This window comes from Bacillus sp. 05T22 (genome assembly GCF_056396765.1).
Window position 1 is genome coordinate 76,751 of the sequence record NZ_JBFTMC010000003.1, and the last position, 22,734, is coordinate 99,484.

The following is a 22,734-nucleotide window of genomic DNA, read 5'->3' on the forward strand; positions in this document are numbered from 1 at the left end:
ATTTCCCTAACTCGAAGGAAGATAAAACTGCCCGTAAATGCCCGATTGGTTCAACTAACCATCAGTGGGGGATAAAGCCTCCCCACTGATGGAAGTTTCACTTTATATCATAGACAATGAAAGTCTCTTTTTTCTTACCCATTCCTTACAAATTCCTTACGTTCAAAAAAAGCTTGTAGAATACTCTTTTCTACAAGCTAAAACTCTATTTTTTTCAGCATAATTGTAAATATTGTTTTCTCATACGGCGTACTGGAAAGATGAATTTCTCCGCCTAAAGCTTCTACCAATCGTTTTGTAATCGTAAGCCCAAGGCCGCTTCCTTGATACAATCGGTTCCTTGAATCCTCTAGCGTATACATGCGTTCAAATACTTTATCAATATGAGATTCATCAATTCCTTTCCCGCGGTCCCATACCTCAACATACACGCACCTATCATCTTCTCTTAATGTAATACCGAGTGTTTTTCCGCCATATCCATACGCAATCGCATTGGATATTAAATTATTTAACACCCTACCTAGTACTTCTGCATTTCCAAGTGCATACACATTCTTCTCAGGTATATCAATATGCACCTCAAACCCTTTCGTCGTCAATAAATCATAAAAGGATAAAATCTTTTCTCGGCACACTTCATTCATGTTTACCTTTGTCATTTCGATTGCTTTATCTCCAGACTCTAACTTTGCCAAATCAAAGAATTTATGAATGAGTTCCATGACTTCGAGTGTTTTCAAATGTACCTTTTCTAGCAATGCTTGTTGTTCCTCTTTATTCATCGTTTTATCTGTATTTAACATTTCTGTATATCCAAGAATAACAGTGAGCGGTGTTTTTAAGTCATGTGAAATGTTAGAAAGCATCTTTCTCATCGAAATTTCAACCTTCGCATGATCAGCATTCGTTTTTTGTTTCGCATCTAATAAATGATTAATTGCTACTAATAATTTTTGCAGTTCTTTATCATCCGTCACAACTAATAATTTCTCACCTGTTTGCTGCTTTACAATATCCTGTAACTTTTCATATGTATAGCGTACATTTGCACTTTTACTTTTCTGTATTCTATATTGAAAATAAATAACACCTAATAATATGAAGATAACGATCGTTAAAAGAGAGATCATACTACATCACTTCCAACTTATAGCCAATGCCCCATAATGTTTTAATATATTCTGGATTAGAAGGATCATCTTCAATCTTCTCACGCAACCGTCTCATGTGAACATTAATCACGTTATCATCACCATAATATTCTTCATTCCAAATCAGGTTATAGATTTGTGCTTTTGTAAATACACGATTTTGATTCTTCACAAATAGTTTTAAAATCTCAAATTCTTTCAAAGTCAGTTTTAGCTGTTTTTCTTTTTTTTGCACAGTGAAATTGATCAGATCAATTTTTAAATCACCAATCTCAATCGTTTCTTCTTTCTGCTCCGTGGCTGAATACTTTGTAGATCTTCGAATGCTTGCCTTTACCCGAGCTGCCAGTTCAATCATAGAAAATGGTTTACAGATGTAGTCATCTGCTCCAAGTCCTAAACCGACCGCCTTATCCACATCCGTATCTTTTGCGGACATCATTAAAATCGGCACAGCACTTTTTTCGCGAATGATTCTCACAACTTCTAATCCGTCTAGCTTTGGCATCATGATATCGAGAATGATTAAATCAAATGAGCCTTTTAGAAATGTGAGAACTCCTTCTTCTCCATCGGATGCAATTGTTATTTGAAAGCCCTCTTTGATTAAATATTTCTCGACCATTTCTTGAATCGCGCTATCATCTTCCACGAGTAAAATATGATGTGACATGCTTCTATCCCCTTTTTTTACAAACATTAACAATTTAATTGTAACTGAAGTCGATAAAGGTGAAAAGAATTATATGAAAATTCAATCCGACTTCATTTCTTTTCATAACAATGTTATGATGGAACTCACAACTATTGTTTACAATTAACCTAATATAAAGGAGTTTTACCATGTCAGAAAATAAAAAAGTAAGCTTAGCTGATTTAATGCGCGAACAACTTGCAAAGAAAAAGCAAGGAAATGGAAACGGATCAAATACTGCAAATCAAAGTCAAGCAACGAAAAAATTACAAAATCAACAAACAAAGAAAACAAACAACCAACGTAGACGTACAGGTGTGTAAATGAACGGGCAAAAACGAGCTAACATTTCACCAGGTCTTGAAGTTGACATTGTCTTAAAGAAAGATCAACGTACTGGCACACTCACTCGAGGGATTGTAAAAGATATTTTGACAAATTCATCGTCTCATCCACACGGCATTAAAGTGCGCTTACAAGACGGACAAGTTGGCAGAGTGCAGCATATTGTTCAATAGGAAAAGGAGCTCATTTTGAAATTGAGCTCCTTTTCTTATATCGTTTTTTATCTGTAAGTCGATATCCTTTGTCAAAATGCTGATATGTTTTAATTATCCTTTAATTTTTTCAATAAAAACAACCTTTAAATAGTCGCCTTCTTTAAATTGGTCAATCGTACGGAAATCTTCTGGCAAAGAATGTTCTTCTAATATTTTATATTTGCCATTCATTTCTTTGAACGCTGTATCAATAAAACCTTTAAATTTTTTCATATCAAATGTACTGCAGTTTGTAGAAGCAACGATAATACCGTTGTTTTCTGTAATGGCGATTGTTTCTTTTAATAGGTTTTTATAGTCGTTTGCTGCACTAAATGTATATTTTTTAGACCGTGCAAAGCTTGGTGGATCTAATACAACCATGCCAAACTTCATCTGTTTCTTCGCTGCGTATTTAAAGTAATGGAAAACGTCTTCTACAATAATATCTTGTGCTTCATAGTCAATGCCGTTCACGCTAAATTGTTCAATTGTTTTACTTAAACTACGATTCGCAAGATCAACACTYGTTGTTTTWSTCGCTCCGCCAAGCGCTGCRAATACAGAGAAAGCMCCTGTATAAGAGAACATATTTAACACTGTTTTACTTTTCGCGTATGTGTCACGAATTTGTTTTCGAACGTTACGCTGATCTAAGAATACGCCAACCATCGCACCATCATTTAAATACACGGCAAAGTTTACACCGTTCTCTTTCACGATGATTGGGAACTCGCCGCGCTCTCCAGCAACAAAATCATCGTCTTCAATATACTTTCCTTTTGTATCAAAACGCTTCTTCTGATAGATTCCTTTGAAGTTTGCTACTTTCTGAAGAGCCTCAATGATTTCATTTTTGAATGAATAAATCCCTTCGCTATACCAGCTTATTACATAAAAACCGTCATAATAATCAATGATTAAACCGCCAAGTCCATCACCTTCACCATTTACAACACGAAATGCAGTTGTATCATTCGCTTTGTAAAAACCTTTTCGTTTATGTAGCGCCGATTTGATTTTTCTTTCAAAGAAAGCTTGATCAATATGCTCTTGCTCTTTTCTTGTTAAAACCCAGCCATATCCTTTATTTTGCTTTCCGTAGTAGCCTTTACCAAGAAATTGGTTCTTCTCATCAACAATTTTGATGATTTGCCCCTCTTCACGTATATCATTTAAGTTTTGAATTGCATCTTTTAAAATAAGTGGATAGCCACTTTTAATTTCTTTTATAAATTTCGGTTTTATCTTTACAGTTACTTCTGATCGCATGTAATGTCTTCCTTTCCATTTGAATGCTTTCTATTTAGTAGGAAGCATTTAAAAAACGAGGCTCAAAAAACAGCCTCGTTTCACTATACCATATTATTGCTTTGCGGGTACAACTAGCTCTTCATCTAGCACGACCGTTATATATTTATACAATGTAGAAGATGAGACTCTTATCTAGAGATCAGTCTTAGAGCACTGTCCAATGGAAAAAACCTGTACATAAATAAGGATTTTCATTCCTCTCAAAAATCAAATAATTAATTTTAAATATTGTGGTTTTTCACGAAACCATAATGTAGCAATCCATTTTTCCCCTTCATGTACTGGGCTACAAAAGGATCATCATGGAGAACAATTGGCATTTTATTCATAATGTACAATCCTCCTCAAACTTTATTGAACGACGATATTATAACCGAATAGGTGTTACAAACAAGGATTAATAAAATGACAGTCTTTTTTAGTTCAAAAACTCCTTCATCAATGAATAATAGATTTAGATAACGTGAAACTTTCATCAGTGAGGGTTTTCTTCATCCCCCACCAATCGGGCTTTTACAGGCAGTAATACAGGATAAATCCCCCTATAAATGTGTGTGTAGGCTTTTCTATCAAAAAGAGACTTCCTTTACATGAAAGTCTCTTTTCCTCATTTTTCGACGACAACCTCTCCCTTTCGAAAAGCAGAAACGACATACCCAACAAACATACCGATCATTCCTGGAATTAACCATCCAATCCCTACACTATAAAACGGAACTTTTTCTAAAATCGGCGCTAATGCTGCAATTTGAATGTGTGCATTATTTAATCCATCGAAAAAGCTAATAACAAATGCTCCTATAATACCACCCACATACATTGCCAACGGGATACGAAGGTAATTTTCAATTAGCGATAATATGATTAATACGATTCCAATTGGATAGATTGCTATTAAGATTGGTAATGCTAATGCATTTAATTGTGTTAAACCTAGGTTTGCTACCATAAATGCTAACACGCAGAAGATAAAAACAACCTTTTGATAAGACAGCTTTGGTAGTAGTGCTGAGAAAAAATCTCCACAAGCTGCGACAATCCCAACAGAAGTTGTTAAACATGCAGCCGCAATTGCTACCCCAAGTAGTAGTATGCCGTAATTTCCAAATAAATGATGAACAACGTTTGTTAAAATAACACCGCCGTTTTCTCCCACTCCAAGCGATACACTAGAAGCCCCAAGGTAAGCGAGCGCTAAGTAAACGATAAGTAAGCCAAGTGCTGCAATAATCCCTGCAAAGATTGTTACTTTCGCAATACTTTTCTTATTTGTAATCCCTTTTCCTTTTAAAGCATTGATAACCACATTTCCGAAAACAAGTGCTGCTAATCCGTCTAATGTTAAATATCCATCAATAAATCCTTTAAACAGTGGATCTTTGTATGTTTCTGTCGGTGCACCGAACTCTCCAATTGGTGTAATAAGTGCTTTAATAACAATAATTGCAATGACAGCTAATAAAATTGGTGTTAATACTTTTCCGATGCGCCCTACTAATTTTGAAGGGTTTAATGCTAAATAGAAAGTAACTGCAAAGAAAATGAATGTAAAGATAACAAGTGGATATGCTTGGCCCGCTACTGAACTTGATAAAAATGGAGCGACTCCCATTTCATAAGCAACCGTTCCTGTACGCGGAACGCTGACGAATACACCTAAACATAAATAAATCACAACTGTAAAAACAAGTGCAAATAACGGATGTACGCGACCTGCTAATTCATTGATATCTCCTTTTAAAGCAATGACAATAACCCCTAGTAAAGGAAGTCCTACCCCTGTAATGATAAAACCAAGCAACGCAATCCATACATCTGTTCCAGCACCTTGTCCTAACGCTGGTGGGAAAATCATATTACCTGCGCCGAAGAATAGCGCAAATAACATTAAACTTATTGCAAACATCTCAGATAACTTTAAAGATAATTTCACTTTGATTTACCTCCTAAAAATTAATAAATAGACAAAATATTCAGAAATAAAAACTCGTTACATTTCCTCTTTCAATCCTACTTCCCCTATAAAAGAACGCAAAAAACACCCGTCCCTAACAAAGGGACGAGTGTTGAAATCGTGGTTCCACCCTTATTCTAATAAAATGAATGTATAACGAAATAAACTCATTTTATAGCTCGTGTAAATTGATAACGGTTTTATCCGTCAAGAATTACAATGCATCACGCCGTTCACTCTTGAAGTTTAGAGGTGGTAAGTATATCTTTTCGTATTAGGAAGCTCACAGCCTAAGGCTTCCCTCTCTGAGAATCGTAAAAAATAACTCGTGTCCTCATCATTACTTTTATAAAATATATTGTCGAATATTGTTGTTTTTTATTATATGGGCTATTTTAAAAAAAATCAATAGTTTTATTTTTTTTAAAATAAACACAGAAAAACAACTATAACTGCTTCAATAATTCCTGTAACTCTTGCTCTGTGACATTCCGCCACTCTCCAGCCTCTAATCCATCAAGCTTAATATTCATAATTCGTACACGCTTCAGTTTTGTTACTGTATATCCAAAAGCACGGCTCATTCGACGAATTTGTCTGTTCATTCCTTGCGTTAAAATAATTCGAAATGTAGAACTATTTACTCGTGTCACTTTACACTGCTTCGTTATTCCATCTTTAATCTTCACGCCACGGGACATTCCGTCAATAAACCAATCTGTAAATGGCTTATCGACCGTTACAATATATTCTTTTTCATGCTCATGATCTCCGTGTAAAATTTGATTGGCAATCCTTCCATCATTCATTAACAAAATCAATCCTTCCGACGCTTTATCTAAGCGGCCAACTGGAAAGATTCTTTCGGGATGATTGATATACTCGATGATATTCCCTTCAATATGATCCGCAGCTGTACAAGTAATGCCAACTGGTTTATGGAAGGCAATGTAGATTTTTTCTTTGTCCTCTTTTTCAATCGTTTTGCCATCAATCGTTACAATATCATTCTCCGTAACAATCGCACCGTGCGTACACACTTCACCGTTAATTTCCACGCGGTCCGCTTTAATAAGGCGGTCTGTTTCTCGCCTTGAGCAGGATAATGCTTCGCTTATAAATTGGTTAATTTTCATGTCATATTCCTTTTTTCTTATAGATTATCCGAAAAGAAAAAGCGTCAATCTCAGGCGGTATACTGATGCCGAGATTGACGCTCCTTTACTTCGCAAAAACCACTAAATAAATAACCCCAATCACCAAAAATATTCCGCAACAAGCTAACAATACTTTTGCAAGTTTGTCCATAAACATATAATGGTTTCCCCTTTTGCTTGGTTTTGTGCTATTTTAATTCGACAACTGTTACGCCTAGGCCTCCCTCGCCCATGTCACCGTAACGGTAGTTTTTCACGCCGCGATGCTTCTTCAAGTAATCTTGTACACCTTGGCGAAGTGCTCCTGTTCCTTTACCGTGAATGATTGATACGCGAGGATAGTTCGCAAGCTGTGCATCATCTAAATATTTTTCAACGCGCATCATCGCATTTTCAAAACGCTCGCCACGAAGGTCAAGCTCTAAGGAAACGTGATAGTCTCTTCCCTTAACAGTCGCGACTGCTTTCTTCTCAACCGGTTGTGGCGTATTAATGTACTCCATATCGGATTCTTTCACTTTCATCTTCAGAATACCAATTTGAACGTTCCACTCATTATCGCTTACTTTTTTCAGCAGCTGTCCTTTTTGACCGAACGTTAATACTTTYACTTCATCRCCTGCTCGYAAYTGTTGTTTTGGCGCTGTGTTTTTCACTTTTACTTTTTGTTTTTTCACAAGCTCTGGCGCTGCCCCTTCTAGACGACTTTTCGCTTCAATGAGCTCATGATCTTTCACGTTTGCAAGCTGCGCTTTACGCAATTGACGCAGTTCATGAATGATGCCTTCTGCTTCTTTTTTCGCAGCTTCTACTTTTTCTTCGCCCTCTTTTTGTGCTTTTAATAATCTCTCATCACGCTCATCGTTAAATTCAATGATTTGACGCTGTAATTCACGATGAAGTTTTTCAGATTGTTTACGATGCTCTTCTGCTTCGTTCCATTCGCGCTCTGCATTTTTTTGACTTTCTTCTAGCTTCGCAATCATATTTTCGATTTTATTCGTGTCTGTACTAATATGATTACGAGCACGGTCAATCACGCGATCAGATAATCCAAGGCGTTTGGAAATTTCAAAAGCGTTACTGCGTCCTGGTACACCGATTAATAATTTATACGTTGGGCTTAATGTATTTACATCAAACTCAACACTTGCGTTAATAACTTGTTCACGATTGTAACCATATGCTTTTAGCTCTGGATAATGCGTTGTTGCGACAACGCGCGCTCCGCGGTTATATACTTCATCTAAGATTGAAATGGCAAGCGCAGCCCCTTCTTGCGGGTCTGTTCCGGCACCTAATTCATCGAATAATACTAAGCTTTCAAAATCAGCTTTTTCTAAAATATCTACAATGTTCACCATATGTGAGGAGAACGTACTTAAGCTTTGTTCAATCGATTGTTCATCACCGATATCAGCAAAAATGTTTTTAAACACACAAATCTCTGATTCGTCTAACACTGGAATATGAAGGCCAGATTGCGCCATTAATACACAGATACCAACTGTTTTTAATGTAACTGTCTTACCACCTGTATTCGGACCTGTAATAACGATTGTTGTGAAGTCTTTACCAAGCATAATATCGTTTGGCACAATAATTTCCGGGTTGATAAGCGGATGACGCGCTTTTCTTAAATCCATATAGCGTTCATTATTTACAATTGGTTTTGTAGCTTTTATTCGCTTTGCATAAAATGCTTTCGCAAAAATGAAATCAAGATTCGCAATAACCTCTACGTTTGCTAATACAGTATCTGCTTCTAATGCTACTTCTTCTGTTAACATCATTAAGATACGCTCTACTTCTTGTTTTTCTTTCACGCGTGCTTCTTGCAATGCGTTATTTAGTTCTACAATGACTTGTGGCTCAATAAATAACGTTTGTCCAGACGCCGATTGGTCATGAACAATACCACCATATACACCGCGGTATTCCTGTTTTACAGGAATTACATAGCGATCATTACGGATTGTTACGATTGCATCTGATAGCATCTTCTGTGCATTAGAAGATCGCGTCATATTTTCAAGTTTCTCACGAATGCGGCTTTCCGCAGTACGGATTTGGTTACGAATGCCGCGCAGTTTATCACTGGCACTATCAACTACTTCGCCACCATCACCAATGCAGCTTGTAATTTTCTTTTCTAAATCATATAAAGACACAATTTGCGCCACATAAGTTTCTAAGATTGAAAGCTCTACGCCATTATCGACCATATCTTCAATAAATCGCTTCATTTGGCGGCTACCATACATCGTACTTGCAATATCAAGAAGTTCATGTGGGCTTAACATACTTCCAATTTTCGCACGTTTTACATTTGGACGAATATCAAAAATCCCACCGAGCGGCACATGTCCTTTTAAGCGAATGACTTTTGCTGCTTCATCCGTTGTCTCTTGCATTTCTACAATTTCTTCAAAATCTGTACTTGGCACAAGGCTCTTCACTTTATCACGACCAAGTGAAGAAGCAACATGCTCAAGTAATTGTTCTTTTACTTTGTTATATTCTAATACACGCAACGTTCGTTCTAACATAAGTTGCCTGTCCCCCTTGTGTTACTTATTCCGTTTAATAAAATCTAATAAACGGTTCATATCCCATGTGTTAATCACGGTATCTTTTTGAATCCAGCCTTTACGTGCTGCCGCTACACCTGTTTCCATATCTTCTAACATTTCAAGTGTATGAGCATCCGTATTAATTGCTACTTTCACACCAGCATCTTGCGCTTGCTTTAGTAATTTTGCGCTTAAATCTAATCGGTTCGGATTCGCATTTAACTCTAAAACTGTATCTGTTTCTTTCGCAAGTTCAATGAGTAAATCTGTATCTACATCATACCCTTCGCGTCGTCCAAGGAGACGACCTGTTGGGTGGGCAATCATTGTAACATGCTTATTTTCAATTGCTGTGCGCAAACGTTTCATAATCGTTTCACGGTCTTGTGAGAAACTAGAGTGGATTGCACCAATTACATAATCAAGTTCTGCTAATACTTCATCATCAAAATCTAGCGTTGCATCTGGTAAAATGTCCATTTCGATTCCGCGTAAAATTGTGATATCCGGGTATTTTTCGTTAATGCGCTCAATCTCTCTTCCTTGTTCACGAAGACGCTCTTTCGTTAAACCATTTGCTACTTTCAAATATTGCGAGTGATCAGTAATTGCCATAAATTTATACCCACGTCCGCGGCACGCTTGTACCATTTCTTCAATGGAAAAAGCACCGTCGCTCCATGTTGTATGCATATGTAAATCACCTTGTATGTCAGAGAACTGAATTAAATTCGGATATTCTTTAATTAATTCGACCTCTTTTCCATCTTCACGTACTTCTGGTGGAATGAACGGCAATCCAAAATGAGCAAAGAATGCTTCTTCTGTTTCAAACGTCTTCACTTCTCCCGTTTCTAAGTTTTCCACACCGTACTCACTAATCTTTTCACCTTTATCTTTCGCAATTTGGCGCATTCTTACGTTATGATCTTTTGAACCTGTGAAATGATGAAGAGTTGTAATAAATTCTTCAGGTTTTACAAGACGGAAATCAATCGAAATATCATATTCATATTGAAGACGAACGGATACTTTTGTATCACCGCTTGCAATGACTTCAATCATATTATCAAACTGTAATAAATGTTCACGTACCGCTGCTGGCTCTGCCGTTGCGATGATGAAATCTAAATCTTTCACTGTTTCGCGAACGCGTCGTAAACTACCAGCGCGAGAGAATCGAACAATTTCCTGGATATTCGACAATTTCTCTTCTATTTCCCCGGCAATAGGTAGGACCATTGCAATCGGTAAACGCTCTGGACGAGATCCAACTTGAGCAATCGCTTCTAATATTTTCTCTTCCGTTTTCTTACCGAACCCTGCTAATTCCTGTACTTTATTTTCTTCACAAGCCCTTTGCAATGTTTCCATATCAATAATGCCAAGCTCTTTGTACAACTTTGCTACTTTCTTGCCACCAAGCCCCGGTAATTTTAATAATGGTAATAGGCTACTCGGCACTTCTTTTTCAAGTTCCTGCAATACTTCTGAAGTTCCAGCTTCAATATATTCTTGAATAACTGTCGCTGTTCCTTTTCCAATGCCCGGAATCTTTGTGAAATCTTCAATTTCAGAAAGACTACGATCATCGCTTTCTAATGCTGCTGCCGCTTTACGAAATGCGGATATTTTAAATGGATTTGCGCCCTTAAGCTCCATAAAAAGGCCGATTGTCTCTAGTAATTTAATCACTTGTTTTTTATTCACTTTCATTCTTGCCCCACCTTTCTTTCATAGAAAAAAACTTCTCTTTCCGAGAAAAGAGAAGTTATACTTTGCTACCTGTCTGCCATAGTTCCTTCACTTTTTCAGAAAGAATCGGTGTATCGTCTACAATTATTTTGCTGATTGATGATTTTTGCAGTGGCGTTTGTACTTGTTCAATCGGAAGAATTGTTCCAATAATAATTAAGACAAACAAAATAATGTACACTTCTAAAAAGCCAAGAAGTGCCCCAGCAAACGCATTCACCTGTTTTATAACTGGGATTTCTGTAAACATATTCAGCAAATTCCCAAGCAATGAAAGTGCGATTTTTGTAATAATAAATAATACAATGAACGCAATTGCTTGATAGAATACTGCTTCGATATTATTCGCATCAATCCATTCTGGAACAGATACGTTCTTATCAAATGGATATGGAATAAATTTCTCAAATGTTGGTGCTAAATCTTTGCAGTACCAGTACGCAACAAGGTATGCGATAATAAAGCTTGTTAACTTTACAAGTTGCAGGACAAATCCTCTTTTTAAACCGAGGAAAAATCCCATAACAAGCAGTAAAATGATAATAATATCAATCATGTTATTCCATTCCTTTTTTTGTCATACTTTCTTTCAATTTCTCATGTTCATCTTTTAATTTTATGTAATCGTGTATGACGTTTACCGCCGTCAATACCGCTAGTCTACTCGTATCAAGCGAAGGATTCTTGGCATTGAGTTCGCGCATTTTATCATCCACAATCGCTGCTACCATGCGGATATGACTTGTACTTTCATCGCCAACAACTGAATATTGTTGACCATAGATTTCTACATTAATTCGACTTTTATTTCCCTTTTGTTGTGACAACTCACCGGCCTCCAATCACGTACAGAATCCTAAAGTTTATCATACCATGAACCATCATAATATGGAAACAGAAAGAACAATCCGATATGATAAAAATAACAATATAAAAAAGGAGCGACTACTTTGTCAAATTCTATCGTAATCCAAACAAGTTCTAGAACAATTGAAGATATGAAACAGCAATATAAACAAGCAATTGCACCGAAAGTTCCGCAAGGCGGTGTCTTTATGGCAAAAGTCCCATCTTGTACAATTACAGCCTATAAATCAGGCAAAGTAATGTTTCAAGGTACTCGTGCTCTAGAAGAAGCAGCACGTTGGCAAAATGTTTCTCAAGCACCTAAATCTTCTGTTAAAAAAACGGCAAATTCACACTGCTATGCCCCGCCTTCTTCCATTGGAACAATGTCTATAGCAGGATCCGATGAAGTAGGTACTGGAGATTACTTCGGACCGATGACAGTTGTTGCTGTATATGTAGATGCAAAGCAAATTCCATTGTTAAAAGAACTTGGTGTAAAAGACTCTAAAAATTTAAACGATGCGCAAATTGCTGAAATTGCAAAGCAACTACTTAGCGTTGTTCCTTACAGCTCTCTCGTTTTGCATAATGAAAAATATAACGAACTGTTCGAAAAAGGGAACAATCAAGGTAAACTAAAAGCGCTCTTACACAATAAAGCTCTTACAAATTTACTAAAAAAGATCGCGCCGACAAAGCCAGAAGGCATCCTAATTGACCAATTTACACAACCTGATACATATTATAAATACTTAACAAAACAAAAAGAAGTCCAGCGTGAAAACGTGTATTTTGCAACAAAAGGCGAGAGTGTCCATTTAGCAGTTGCAGCAGCCTCCATTTTAGCTCGCTACTCATTCGTAAAACAGTTTGATGAACTAAGCAAAAAAGCGGGTATGCCACTTTCGAAGGGGGCAGGCAAGCAAGTTGATATTGCCGCGGCTAAATTGATTCAAAAACTTGGAAAAGAACGACTTCCTGAGTTTGTGAAACTTCACTTTGCAAATACAGAAAAAGCATTTCGTTTACTGAAAAAATAACTATTTTTCAGTATCGACAATATATAAATGAACTAAACAAAATAAAAACATATAAATAAGAGTAGTCGACATGACTACTCTTATTTATATGTTTAGCTTCGTTTTTGTCTCTTATTTGATGAAGATACTTTAAAAGAACCCGTTTCGTTTGTTGTAGTTCCTTGCCCTTCGACTTGCGAGGAACCAAGACTTGCTCTAGAAGGATCTTTTTTAATCTTTTTGCCCATTTTATTCACCCCTTCGCGTTACTTTTTACTTAGAGGCGAGAAACTATACAGCATAATAATCAAAATATATACTGCCGATCCAATCAGTATAAAGTCACTCTTACACTTTCATTTCTATTAACGCTAGTTCTATTTTCCTGAGAGATGAGTCTGCTCTTCACTAATATCCCATAGACGCTTTGCGGCATCCATATCCAATGCAACCTCAGCTGTGCGAGAGAAAGGCTTCAATATAAAAAAAGCGAGAGCAATTGCTCTCGCTTTTTTACCATCTTAAAACTCCGAAGAACCTGGAGTTCTTGGGAATGGAATTACGTCACGAATGTTAGCCATACCAGTGATGTACATTAGGAAACGTTCGAAACCTAGGCCAAATCCAGCGTGTTTTGTGCCGCCGTATTTTCTAAGTTCTAAGTACCACCAGTAGTCTTCTTCATTCATACCTAATTCTTTAATTCTGTCTACTAAAACATCCATTCTTTCTTCACGTTGACTTCCGCCGATTAATTCACCAATGCCAGGAACGAGAAGGTCAGTAGCAGCTACTGTTTTACCGTCATCATTCATACGCATGTAGAATGCTTTAATGTCTTTCGGATAGTCAGTTACGAATACAGGGCGTTTGAAGATTTCTTCTGATAAGTATCTTTCGTGCTCTGTTTGTAAGTCAATACCCCATTCTACTGGATATTTGAAGTCTGCACCTGACTCTTGAAGCACTTTAATTGCTTCTGTATATGTGATACGGCCGAAGTCAGAGTTAATTACGTTGTTCATGCGCTCTAGAACTGTTTTATCAACAAAGCTGTTGAAGAATTCCATTTCTTCTGGTGCATGCTCTAGTACATATTTCATTGCATATTTCAGCATATCTTCTGTCAGATCCATTACATCTTCAAGTTCAGCGAATGCAATCTCAGGCTCAACCATCCAGAACTCAGCTGCGTGGCGAGTTGTGTTTGAGTTTTCTGCGCGGAATGTAGGTCCGAATGTGTATACATCACGGAACGCTAATGCATAAGCTTCAGCATTAAGTTGTCCACTTACTGTTAAGTTTGTTTCTTTGCCGAAGAAGTCTTTTGATTCATCAACTTTTCCATCTTCACCTTTTGGCACGTTATTCATGTCTTGTGTTGTTACGCGGAACATTTCGCCTGCACCTTCTGTATCACTACCAGTAATAATTGGTGTATGAACATGTACAAAACCGCGCTCTTGGAAGAACTGGTGAATCGCAAATGCCGCGATAGAACGCACTCTAAATGTTGCAGAGAATGCATTTGTTCTTGGACGTAAATGAGCAATTGTACGTAAGTATTCAAACGTATGACGTTTCTTTTGAAGTGGGTAATCAGAATCTGATAAGCCCTCGATATCAATTTTTTCTGCTTTAATTTCAAATGGTTGCTTTGCTCCAGGTGTTGCAATTACTTTACCTTCTACTTTAACTGAAGAGCTAAGTGGAAGTTTCGCAATTTCTTTGAAGTTATCTAATTCTGTATCGAAAACGATTTGAACGCTTTTGAAGAAGCTACCGTCGTTTAATTCGATGAAACCAAATGCTTTTGAATCACGTAAGTTACGAATCCAACCTGATACTTGTACTTTTTGATCTACGTATTTATCTGTATCTCTATACAGACTTTTTACTAATGTGTTTTCCATAGTGAAATTCTCCTTTGCTGATATATTTGAATACAAAAAAACCTTTCATCCATAAAGGGACGAAAGGTTAAACTTCGCGGTACCACCCAATTTGTCATAAAGACCAACTTTAACTCGTATGTATGTACATACTTCCCGGTTTGTAACAGGCCGGATTCCCGTCTAAGTCTACTCTTGAATACAAGCTTCAATTTCGGTTAGCAACTCCAAGGTGTTCTTCACATATACCGCCTCATCAGGCTCTCACCGCCCCTGACTCGCTATGGATTATAGTATATACTACTTTTCCTTATCATCGTCTTTCATTTTGTTAAACTAAAATTAATGTACTACATTCGTAGGAAAGATGCAAGTTGTCTTATATCTTTCACTTTATTTCCTAACTAATTCTATTTCTCCAAACTTCTTCATTTGGAGCTTCAATGTATTCGCTTTGTCATAAGAAGTAATCGAGAAATTAACATAGACAATCGTTTTACCATTCTCAACATCCTGACTATACCCTTTTGATTTATATTCTTTTCCTGTTTCGTCTACCATCTTCATAGCGTTGCACAAGAGAAACAAAAGCTTCCCCATCTCCCTTTTTCGCCTTTTTCACCAAGGCTTCTAACTTTCCCATTCAAGAACCCCCTTGCTAATTAATTTCAATATACGATTGTTTTCATGTTCTTTACACCCTATTAGATACAAAAAACTAGTATTTGGTTGCATTGATTTTTTCTTTTCATAAAAAAAGAGGATCATCACTCTTATCATGAGTGATGATCCTCTCTTTCACATGTAAAAATTATTTACGTAACTCCGCACCAAACTTCTCTTCTACTACCGTTAATACACGGCTATGTGCTTCTGTTACTTCTTCGTCTGTTAATGTACGTTCTGGATCGAAGTAGTTCATAGAGAATGCAAGTGACTTCTTGCCTTCTTCCATTTTCTCACCTTCGTATAAGTCAAATAGTGTTACTTCTTTTAGAAGTTCTCCGCCCGCTTCGCTAATAACTTGCTTCATTTCGCCTGCTTTTACATCTGTCGTTACGACAACAGCCATATCACGTGTCATAGATGGGAAACGCGGGATTGCTGTATAGTAAGTTTCTTCTACGTCTGCACCGAATACTTTTACAAGAGATAGTTCGAATACGAATGTATCTTTCACATCTAATTGTTTTTGCGTTTCTGGGTGCAACTGACCGATGAAACCAATTACTTCTTCGTCTAGTAAGATATCGGCTGTACGTCCTGGGTGCATACCTTCACGTTTTGCAGGAGCATATGTGATATTGCTTGCAACGCCAAGTCCGTCGAATAATCCTTCTAACACACCTTTTGCAACGAAGAAGTCAACGACTTTCTTCTCACCTTGCCATGCATGATGAAGAGCAAGACCTGTCATAACACCAGCAAGATGCTGTTCTTCTTTCGGAAGTTCACCTGCTTCTGTTGGTAAGAAGATAGAACCTACTTCATATAATGCAACACTGTCATTTTTACGAGCGTTGTTATATGAAACTGCTTCTAGCAATTGTGGTACTAAGCTTAAACGAAGTTGACTGCGCTCTTCACTCATTGGAAGTGCAAGGTTAACAGGTGCTTTTTCGTTCGGCTCAACCATAAATTGTTTCGCTTTGTCAGCGCTTGTTAATGAATACGTAATTGCTTCATATAAGCCAGCGCCTTCTAAGTAACGACGTACTTTACGGCGTTTTGTTTGTGCAGCTGTTAATTTACCACGTGTCATTGTACCAGTTGGTAATGTAACTGGAATATGATCGTAACCATACAGACGACCTACTTCTTCTACTAAGTCTTCTGAGATTGTAATATCAGGACGACGTGCTGGTACGTTCACATGGAATGTTCCTTCTACTTCTGTGAATGGGAACTTGAAGTTTGTGAAGATTGTACCCATCTCACTTGCAGAGATTTCTGTACCTAATACACGGTTTACTTTTTCAGCTGTCACAGACACTGTGCGCTCTTGCACTTGTAAGTTATCAACTTCTGCTACACCTTCAAGCGCTTCTCCGCCAGCGTATTTTGCCATTAAAGCAGCTGCATGTTGAATTGCTTCAAATGTACGTGTTGGGTCGATTCCTTTTTCAAAACGTGCACTTGATTCACTGCGAAGACCTAAGTCTTTTGATGTGCGGCGCACTGTTTGCCCTGCAAAGTATGCAGACTCGATCAGAACGTTTACTGTATCGTTGTCAACTTCAGATTCTGCTCCGCCCATTACACCAGCAACCGCTAACGCTTTTGTGCCGTTTGTAATAACAAGGTGATGATCATGTAATTTACGCTCTTGATCATCTAATGTTTGAATTGCTTCGCCTTCTTTTGCAAGACGAACAATGATTTCTTTTGAACCTAATTTATCATAGTCAAATGCATGTAATGGTTGGCCGTATTCAATTAAAATGTAGTTTGTAATATCAACTACGTTGCTAATTGGACGAATGCCCGCTGCCATAAGGCGAGTTTGCATCCACATTGGTGATGGACCAACTTTTACGTTTTTCACCATTTTTGCGATATATAATGGGTTTTGCTCTGTTGCTTCTACACTTACAGAAATATAGTCAGAAGTTTTTTCTGCTATTTCTTGTAAGTCACTAGCTGGAAGCTTCACTTCACGGCCATAAATAGCAGCTACTTCATATGCAACACCTAACATGTTTAAGCAATCTGCACGGTTTGGTGTTAAGCCAAGCTCAAGCACTTCATCGTGTAAGTTTAAGATTTCAAGTGCATCTGCACCAACTTCTGCATCGCTTGGGAAAATGAAGATACCGTCTGCATATTCTTTCGCAACTAGTTTTCCGTCAATGCCAAGCTCTTGCAATGCACAAACCATACCATGAGAAGCTTCACCGCGTAGTTTTGCCTTTTTAATTTTGAAGTTACCAGGAAGAACAGCGCCAACTTTCGCAACTGGTACTTTTAAACCTTTTGCAATGTTAGGAGCACCGCAAATGATTTGTACCGGCTCTTCTTCACCGATGTCGATAAGACATTTACTTAATTTATCAGCTTCTGGGTGTTTTTCACATTCTAATACGTGACCAACGACAACACCTTTTACACCTTTATTTAATACTTCAATACCTTCTACTTCAATACCACTTTTCGTGATTTTATCTGCTAGTTCTTGTGCCGTTACATCTTTAATATCTACATACTCTTGTAACCAACGATATGATACGAACATATTTATCCTCTCCTTCCCTTACGCTCGTTTGAATTGTTGTAAGAAACGTACATCATTTGTATAGAAATGACGAATGTCATCAACGCCGTATTTTAACATTGCGATACGCTCTGCACCCATACCGAATGCGAAACCTTGATATTCTTTTGAATCATAACCAGCCATTTCAAGTACGTTCGGATGAACCATACCTGCRCCTAAAATTTCAATCCAGCCWGTYCCTTTACAAGTGCCGCAACCTTTMCCGTGACACATCATACAAGAAATATCCATCTCWACAGATGGTTCAGTGAATGGGAAGAAACTTGGACGAAGACGRATTTCACGATCTTCACCGAACATCTTTTTCACGAATACTTGYARTGTACCTTTTAARTCACTCATGCGAATRTTYTTRTCAATTACAAGACCTTCAATTTGCATGAAYTGRTGTGAATGCGTCGCATCGTCATCATCGCGGCGATACACTTTACCAGGACAAATAATTTTAATTGGGCCTTTTTCTGCATTCTTTTCCATTGTTCTTGCTTGCACAGAAGATGTATGTGTACGTAGTAACGTTTCTTCTGTAATGTAGAATGTATCTTGCATATCACGCGCTGGGTGATCTTTCGGTAAGTTTAACGCTTCGAAGTTGTAGTAATCTTTCTCTACTTCTGTTCCTTCAGCCACTTCATATCCCATACCGATAAATACATCTTCAATTTGTTCAACAACCGCTGTTAATGGATGGTGGCAGCCTGTTTCTACAGGACGACCTGGTAATGTAACATCAATTGTTTCAGATGCTAATTTTTCTTCGATTACTGCTTTTTCTAAGTGGTTAATTTTGTCTTCTAAACGTGTTTGAATTGCTTCACGTACTTCATTTACTAATGCTCCCATACGTGGACGCTCTTCTGCTGATAATTTCCCCATGCCGCGTAACACTTCTGTAATTGGACCTTTTTTTCCTAAATACGCAACGCGTACATCGTTTAAGCCTTTTAGCTCTTTCGCTTCTTCAATCAGCTCTAACGCTTTTTGCTTTAGCTCTTTTAAACGTGCTTCCATTTGGAACCCTCCTAATTTTAAAAATAAAAAAACCTCGCTCCCTAAAAAGGGACGAGGTAAATTCGCGGTACCACCCTAAATTGACAGAACAAGTCTGCCCACTTAATTGTTATAACGGCCAACTTTGGCCGGAACGCCTTTACATATCAATGGTCCTGGCGTCAACTCCAGAGGTGAATTCACTTCCGTCTACCATAAGAATGCTTTCAGTCTACGGCACTCTCTCCCTATATGGCGATTTTGCAAGCTACTCTTCTCTATCAACGTCTTTTCATTATTTCACTTTTATTATATGTTCATCATGAACATGTACTTCAATTTATTATAAGAAGTTTTTTACCTGTTCGCAACTGGGCTTTGTAAATAATACGTTAAAATTCCAGCAGCAACCGCAACATTTAATGATTCTGCCCCGCCATAAATCGGAATATACAAGTTTTGATTACATTTTGTAAGAATTTCTTGGCGTACACCATTTCCTTCGTTTCCTACAATTAATGCAAAACTTCCTGTCGGCGTTACTTTACCATATGGAACTCCGTTTTCAAGCGCTGTTCCGTATACAGGAACGTTCTTTTCTTTTAACTTATCTACCCATTCTTCTAAGCTTCCTTTTACAATCGGTAAATGGAAGATCGAACCTTGTGTAGAGCGGAGCACTTTACTATTATAAGCATCCACGCATCCTTCTCCAAGCACAACGGCCTGGATACCAGCTGCATCTGCTGTACGAATAATTGTTCCTAAATTACCTGGGTCTTGTAGACCATCTAATAATAGAAATTTCCCATCTGTAAGAGCGATTTCTTTCTCACGCTTCTCACAAACAGCAAATACACCTTGCGTCGTTTCTGTTTCACGAAGTACCTTTACAATTGCTTCCGGCACAATATACATTTCAACATCAGTAACCGTCCAATCTTTCGGAAGATCTGTCTGATCTGAGACGATAAGTTCTGTTATAACTCCTGCTTTTAAAGCTTCCTCTACTAAATGAAATCCTTCTACAAAGAATAAACCTTTTTTATCGCGCTCTTTTTTCGTCTGTAGCTTTTTCCACTGCTTTACACGCGGATTTTGTACTGAATCAATGTTTTTCATTCTATGTATTCCCTCTCTTCTTGTCTTCTCATTATAGCCTATTTTTCATACATATTTACATAAAAAAGAACAAAAACTAACGTCAGTTTCAATTCAGAAGAAGAGGTGAAAAGAATGAACTTTAATCTACGCGGTGCTGTATTAGCAAACATTGCAGGAAATACGCAGGGCGAGTTACAAGAGACAATTGTAGAAGCAATTCAAAGTGGTGAAGAAAAAATGCTTCCAGGGCTTGGTGTTTTATTTGAAGTCATTTGGCAAAATGCCAACGAAAATGGAAAACATGAGATGTTAGAAACACTTGAGCAAGGGCTAAAAAAATAAAGAATAGGAAATCACCTTGGCATGAGCGAAGGTGATTTTTATATGCATAAAAAATTCTCTCCTCCTAAACATTTCTACTTTACTAACATAACGTGATGGAGTACAATGTTCAAAATACATTTAAACCTATCGATTTTCTTTATATACATCAATAGATAAAAGGAGTGAATGTTTTATGCACCGTATTACGCTTGAACAAATTTTTCAACATCATATCACACAAAAATATGTCAACCGTTCTGGAATGGTCCATGCGATTGCAGTCGCTTACCATGCGTTTCACTTAGCCAAAAAGCATCACGCCTCAGTCGATGCGGCAACAAAGGCTGGTTTTCTTCATGACATAGGACATCATACATGGTACACAGGTGGAGAATGGGACTATGAATTGTATAAAAAGAATGATATACATGCGATTAAAGGAGCGGAAAGAGCTCATAAATTATTAATCCGATTAGGAGAACACCCGAAGCAAGCAAAGGAAATTTCTGTTGCTATTCTCCTGCATACCGATTCTTTTCTAGTAGAACAAACAATTGAAAGAACACCTCTACAAAATATTATTAAGTGGGCGGACGAAGCAGATGAAGAGCCAGGCGGAGTGCATCACTACCGGACAATTTCTTATGAAAAAGCTCTCAAAGCAATTCAGCAATTAGACAAAATGGTAGCTCGCGAATTACAAACACAAGCCACGTCCTATGCCCATATTTCTGTAAATAAAAAAAAAGAACAGAGCGAATTTGTTAACCAGTAATATATTTTTAATATACCGGATTGGCAATCCATACAACACCCATCACACATATAAGTGAATGGAATTAGGATAATCATAAATTGAATTATAAAAAGAGGCACCGCTACATAGCGATACCTCTTTTATGATTTTACAACAACTTCAAACACTTCCTCATTTAACACTTTTCGGTAATCTGTTTTCTTCTCTCCCTCTTCACCTGATGTGACTGTGGGTGTAAAAATAATTTATATCAGACTATATTCTATTTTTCAATGTTCCCCCGAATAACTAACTGTATATCATCCATACATTCTTCATGTGCGTCGTCTAAAGAAATTAAATACTTTTGAATAAATACCTTTGATGAGTCCATCCTATCAATCAATAACGAAATGTAGTACTTTTCCATTTTGTTTCTTAATCATTCATTTCTAACTTTAAATGTCTGATTATTATGTAATATTAGACAATGACATACCGAAACTAAATGTGTATAATTTTTATATATAAATATAAAGAGGAGATTCGATATATGCAAGCGACTACGCAACTTACATACGGTCCAAAACACTCTATGTCCTGGTTACAATTTTTGGGTTCTTCTTTATTTGCCTTTTTTGGAACAGGACTACTAAGCGGCTTATTTATATTACTCCCGCTTACGATTTATAGTGAAGGCATTACAAATAAAAAGACAATTGCTCTATATGAATCACTTGGAAATACTGCGAGCACTTTATTACAACTGCTCGTTTTATTGTTATTCATCTATAAGTATGAACCAGCAAAAAAGTTATTATCATCCGCCTTCAATTTCAAGGCACTAAAAAAAGTGAGTACTTACGTATACTTAGTTCTTTTCTTCATCTTAAATATCGTCTTGAATTCATTAATCTTAACACATCTATTTCCTGATGCGACAACGCAACAAGCATCAGCTTTAAACTTGGATGTTCTAAAGCAATATCGAATTTTATTAATTATTGGATCTGCAATTTTCATTCCTATTTTTGAAGAAATTATTTTCCGGGGTATCATCCTTCGTTTCTTCTCAGAACGTTTTCCATTTTGGATTGCTGCAATTGGGACGAGCTTAATCTTTGGTATTGCTCATACATACTCACTCGGCGTTATGGTTGTAACTTTCCTTATGGGGCTATTGATGGCTATTTTATGTAAACGAACAAACTCCATCCTTCCAGCCATGCTATTTCATATTATGAATAATACGCTAGCGTTTTTGTAAAGCGAAACTTTAATCAGTGGGGGTTTTCTTCATCCCCCACCTATCTCCCTTGTTTCTCTCTGAATCTTGAGGCGTGGAGTCTTACTGCCCACAAATAACGTGATAAATTGAAACTTTAATCTATTAAATGAAAAAGGAG

General features: G+C 37.3%; 20 protein-coding genes, 1 pseudogene and 3 other annotated features. Of the genes and pseudogenes, 6 read left to right on the forward strand and 15 right to left on the reverse strand.

Features of this window, described 5'->3' with window-relative positions; translation table 11 throughout:
- Window positions 1-197: 197 nt before the first annotated feature.
- Together AC1DIT_RS02040 and AC1DIT_RS02045 are read right to left on the reverse strand one after the other, a co-directional pair.
- On the reverse strand, window positions 198-1,133 hold the full coding sequence (locus AC1DIT_RS02040) for a sensor histidine kinase (protein ID WP_016116545.1): 936 nt from the start codon (window positions 1,131-1,133) through the stop codon (window positions 198-200).
- A 1-nt stretch (window position 1,134) separates the two neighbouring features.
- On the reverse strand, window positions 1,135-1,827 hold the full coding sequence (locus AC1DIT_RS02045; RefSeq protein ID WP_016116546.1) for a response regulator transcription factor: 693 nt from the start codon (window positions 1,825-1,827) through the stop codon (window positions 1,135-1,137).
- A 170-nt stretch (window positions 1,828-1,997) separates the two neighbouring features.
- Here AC1DIT_RS02045 and AC1DIT_RS02050 point away from each other — a divergent pair, with 170 nt between their 5' ends.
- A complete protein-coding gene (locus tag AC1DIT_RS02050) occupies window positions 1,998-2,171 on the forward strand; it encodes a hypothetical protein (protein WP_016116547.1) in 174 nt (57 codons plus the stop codon).
- A complete protein-coding gene (locus AC1DIT_RS02055) occupies window positions 2,172-2,366 on the forward strand; it encodes a YwbE family protein (protein ID WP_016116548.1) in 195 nt (64 codons plus the stop codon). It abuts the gene before it with no gap.
- A gap of 93 nt (window positions 2,367-2,459) precedes the next feature.
- On the opposite strand, the gene AC1DIT_RS02060 is transcribed toward AC1DIT_RS02055, so the two are convergent.
- From AC1DIT_RS02060 to zapA, 7 genes are all read right to left on the reverse strand, one after another.
- Window positions 2,460-3,659 (reverse strand): class I SAM-dependent rRNA methyltransferase, encoded by a 1,200-nt coding sequence (locus AC1DIT_RS02060; RefSeq protein ID WP_476998034.1) that lies wholly within the window; start codon window positions 3,657-3,659, stop codon window positions 2,460-2,462.
- Window positions 3,660-4,308: 649 nt separating this feature from the next.
- A complete protein-coding gene (brnQ6, locus tag AC1DIT_RS02065) occupies window positions 4,309-5,634 on the reverse strand; it encodes a branched-chain amino acid transport system II carrier protein BrnQ6 (RefSeq protein ID WP_016133275.1) in 1,326 nt (441 codons plus the stop codon).
- A gap of 119 nt (window positions 5,635-5,753) precedes the next feature.
- Window positions 5,754-6,005: a binding site (T-box leader), on the reverse strand.
- Between the two features lie 96 nt (window positions 6,006-6,101).
- Window positions 6,102-6,791: a 23S rRNA pseudouridine(2604) synthase RluF gene (locus AC1DIT_RS02070; protein ID WP_016116552.1), complete on the reverse strand. Its 690-nt coding sequence runs from the start codon at window positions 6,789-6,791 to the stop codon at window positions 6,102-6,104.
- A gap of 209 nt (window positions 6,792-7,000) precedes the next feature.
- Window positions 7,001-9,361 (reverse strand): endonuclease MutS2, encoded by a 2,361-nt coding sequence (locus AC1DIT_RS02075; RefSeq protein ID WP_016116553.1) that lies wholly within the window; start codon window positions 9,359-9,361, stop codon window positions 7,001-7,003.
- Window positions 9,362-9,382: 21 nt separating this feature from the next.
- Window positions 9,383-11,101 (reverse strand): DNA polymerase/3'-5' exonuclease PolX, encoded by a 1,719-nt coding sequence (gene polX, locus AC1DIT_RS02080; RefSeq protein ID WP_016116554.1) that lies wholly within the window; start codon window positions 11,099-11,101, stop codon window positions 9,383-9,385.
- A gap of 55 nt (window positions 11,102-11,156) precedes the next feature.
- Window positions 11,157-11,696 (reverse strand): CvpA family protein, encoded by a 540-nt coding sequence (locus AC1DIT_RS02085; protein WP_016116555.1) that lies wholly within the window; start codon window positions 11,694-11,696, stop codon window positions 11,157-11,159.
- Window position 11,697: 1 nt separating this feature from the next.
- On the reverse strand, window positions 11,698-11,967 hold the full coding sequence (zapA, locus tag AC1DIT_RS02090) for a cell division protein ZapA (protein WP_000082702.1): 270 nt from the start codon (window positions 11,965-11,967) through the stop codon (window positions 11,698-11,700).
- Between the two features lie 123 nt (window positions 11,968-12,090).
- Here zapA and rnhC point away from each other — a divergent pair, with 123 nt between their 5' ends.
- Window positions 12,091-13,029, forward strand: coding sequence for a ribonuclease HIII (gene rnhC / locus AC1DIT_RS02095; RefSeq protein ID WP_016116556.1), 939 nt, complete (start codon window positions 12,091-12,093; stop codon window positions 13,027-13,029).
- A gap of 92 nt (window positions 13,030-13,121) precedes the next feature.
- Here the strand turns inward: rnhC and AC1DIT_RS02100 are convergent, their stop codons facing one another.
- The 5 genes from AC1DIT_RS02100 to AC1DIT_RS02120 form a co-directional block, all read right to left on the reverse strand.
- The gene (locus AC1DIT_RS02100) at window positions 13,122-13,256 is read right to left on the reverse strand and encodes a YuzL family protein (protein WP_077294892.1); all 135 of its coding nucleotides are present in this window, start codon (window positions 13,254-13,256) and stop codon (window positions 13,122-13,124) included.
- Window positions 13,257-13,529: 273 nt separating this feature from the next.
- Complete coding sequence (gene asnS / locus AC1DIT_RS02105; RefSeq protein ID WP_016116557.1) at window positions 13,530-14,921, reverse strand: asparagine--tRNA ligase; 1,392 nt, start codon at window positions 14,919-14,921, stop codon at window positions 13,530-13,532.
- A 52-nt stretch (window positions 14,922-14,973) separates the two neighbouring features.
- Window positions 14,974-15,226 (reverse strand) — a binding site (T-box leader).
- Between the two features lie 485 nt (window positions 15,227-15,711).
- On the reverse strand, window positions 15,712-18,132 hold the full coding sequence (gene pheT, locus AC1DIT_RS02110; protein WP_016116560.1) for a phenylalanine--tRNA ligase subunit beta: 2,421 nt from the start codon (window positions 18,130-18,132) through the stop codon (window positions 15,712-15,714).
- Window positions 18,133-18,150: 18 nt separating this feature from the next.
- Window positions 18,151-19,185, reverse strand: coding sequence for a phenylalanine--tRNA ligase subunit alpha (pheS, locus tag AC1DIT_RS02115; RefSeq protein ID WP_016116561.1), 1,035 nt, complete (start codon window positions 19,183-19,185; stop codon window positions 18,151-18,153).
- Window positions 19,186-19,229: 44 nt separating this feature from the next.
- Window positions 19,230-19,458, reverse strand: a binding site (T-box leader).
- Between the two features lie 63 nt (window positions 19,459-19,521).
- A complete protein-coding gene (locus AC1DIT_RS02120) occupies window positions 19,522-20,286 on the reverse strand; it encodes a TrmH family RNA methyltransferase (RefSeq protein ID WP_016133276.1) in 765 nt (254 codons plus the stop codon).
- Between the two features lie 114 nt (window positions 20,287-20,400).
- On the opposite strand from AC1DIT_RS02120, the gene sspI reads away from it, so the two are divergent.
- Window positions 20,401-20,610 carry a small acid-soluble spore protein SspI gene (sspI, locus tag AC1DIT_RS02125; protein ID WP_016116563.1) on the forward strand — a complete coding sequence of 70 codons (210 nt, stop codon included), beginning with the start codon at window positions 20,401-20,403 and terminating at the stop codon, window positions 20,608-20,610.
- A gap of 175 nt (window positions 20,611-20,785) precedes the next feature.
- Entirely contained in the window at window positions 20,786-21,367 is a 582-nt protein-coding gene (locus AC1DIT_RS02130; RefSeq protein ID WP_016116564.1) for an HD domain-containing protein, read from the forward strand.
- Between the two features lie 122 nt (window positions 21,368-21,489).
- On the opposite strand, the pseudogene AC1DIT_RS02135 reads toward AC1DIT_RS02130, so the two are convergent.
- A pseudogene (locus tag AC1DIT_RS02135) lies at window positions 21,490-21,594 on the reverse strand (sigma-70 family RNA polymerase sigma factor); the annotation flags it as partial.
- Between the two features lie 287 nt (window positions 21,595-21,881).
- On the opposite strand from AC1DIT_RS02135, the gene AC1DIT_RS02140 reads away from it, so the two are divergent.
- The gene (locus AC1DIT_RS02140) at window positions 21,882-22,595 is read left to right on the forward strand and encodes a CPBP family intramembrane glutamic endopeptidase (RefSeq protein WP_016116565.1); all 714 of its coding nucleotides are present in this window, start codon (window positions 21,882-21,884) and stop codon (window positions 22,593-22,595) included.
- The last annotated feature ends 139 nt before the right edge of the window (window positions 22,596-22,734 follow it).

Bases quoted from the DNA above. Each gene is read 5' to 3' on its own strand.
- AC1DIT_RS02040 (WP_016116545.1), bottom strand. From the start codon at position 1,133: ATGATCTCTCTTTTAACGATCGTTATCTTCATATTATTAGGTGTTATT.
- AC1DIT_RS02045 (WP_016116546.1), bottom strand. From the start codon at position 1,827: ATGTCACATCATATTTTACTCGTGGAAGATGATAGCGCGATTCAAGAA.
- AC1DIT_RS02050 (WP_016116547.1), top strand. From the start codon at position 1,998: ATGTCAGAAAATAAAAAAGTAAGCTTAGCTGATTTAATGCGCGAACAA.
- AC1DIT_RS02055 (WP_016116548.1), top strand. From the start codon at position 2,172: ATGAACGGGCAAAAACGAGCTAACATTTCACCAGGTCTTGAAGTTGAC.
- AC1DIT_RS02070 (WP_016116552.1), bottom strand. From the start codon at position 6,791: ATGAAAATTAACCAATTTATAAGCGAAGCATTATCCTGCTCAAGGCGA.
- polX (WP_016116554.1), bottom strand. From the start codon at position 11,101: ATGAAAGTGAATAAAAAACAAGTGATTAAATTACTAGAGACAATCGGC.
- AC1DIT_RS02085 (WP_016116555.1), bottom strand. From the start codon at position 11,696: ATGATTGATATTATTATCATTTTACTGCTTGTTATGGGATTTTTCCTC.
- AC1DIT_RS02100 (WP_077294892.1), bottom strand. From the start codon at position 13,256: ATGGGCAAAAAGATTAAAAAAGATCCTTCTAGAGCAAGTCTTGGTTCC.
- asnS (WP_016116557.1), bottom strand. From the start codon at position 14,921: ATGGAAAACACATTAGTAAAAAGTCTGTATAGAGATACAGATAAATAC.
- pheT (WP_016116560.1), bottom strand. From the start codon at position 18,132: ATGTTCGTATCATATCGTTGGTTACAAGAGTATGTAGATATTAAAGAT.
- AC1DIT_RS02120 (WP_016133276.1), bottom strand. From the start codon at position 20,286: ATGAAAAACATTGATTCAGTACAAAATCCGCGTGTAAAGCAGTGGAAA.
- sspI (WP_016116563.1), top strand. From the start codon at position 20,401: ATGAACTTTAATCTACGCGGTGCTGTATTAGCAAACATTGCAGGAAAT.
- AC1DIT_RS02130 (WP_016116564.1), top strand. From the start codon at position 20,786: ATGCACCGTATTACGCTTGAACAAATTTTTCAACATCATATCACACAA.
- AC1DIT_RS02140 (WP_016116565.1), top strand. From the start codon at position 21,882: ATGCAAGCGACTACGCAACTTACATACGGTCCAAAACACTCTATGTCC.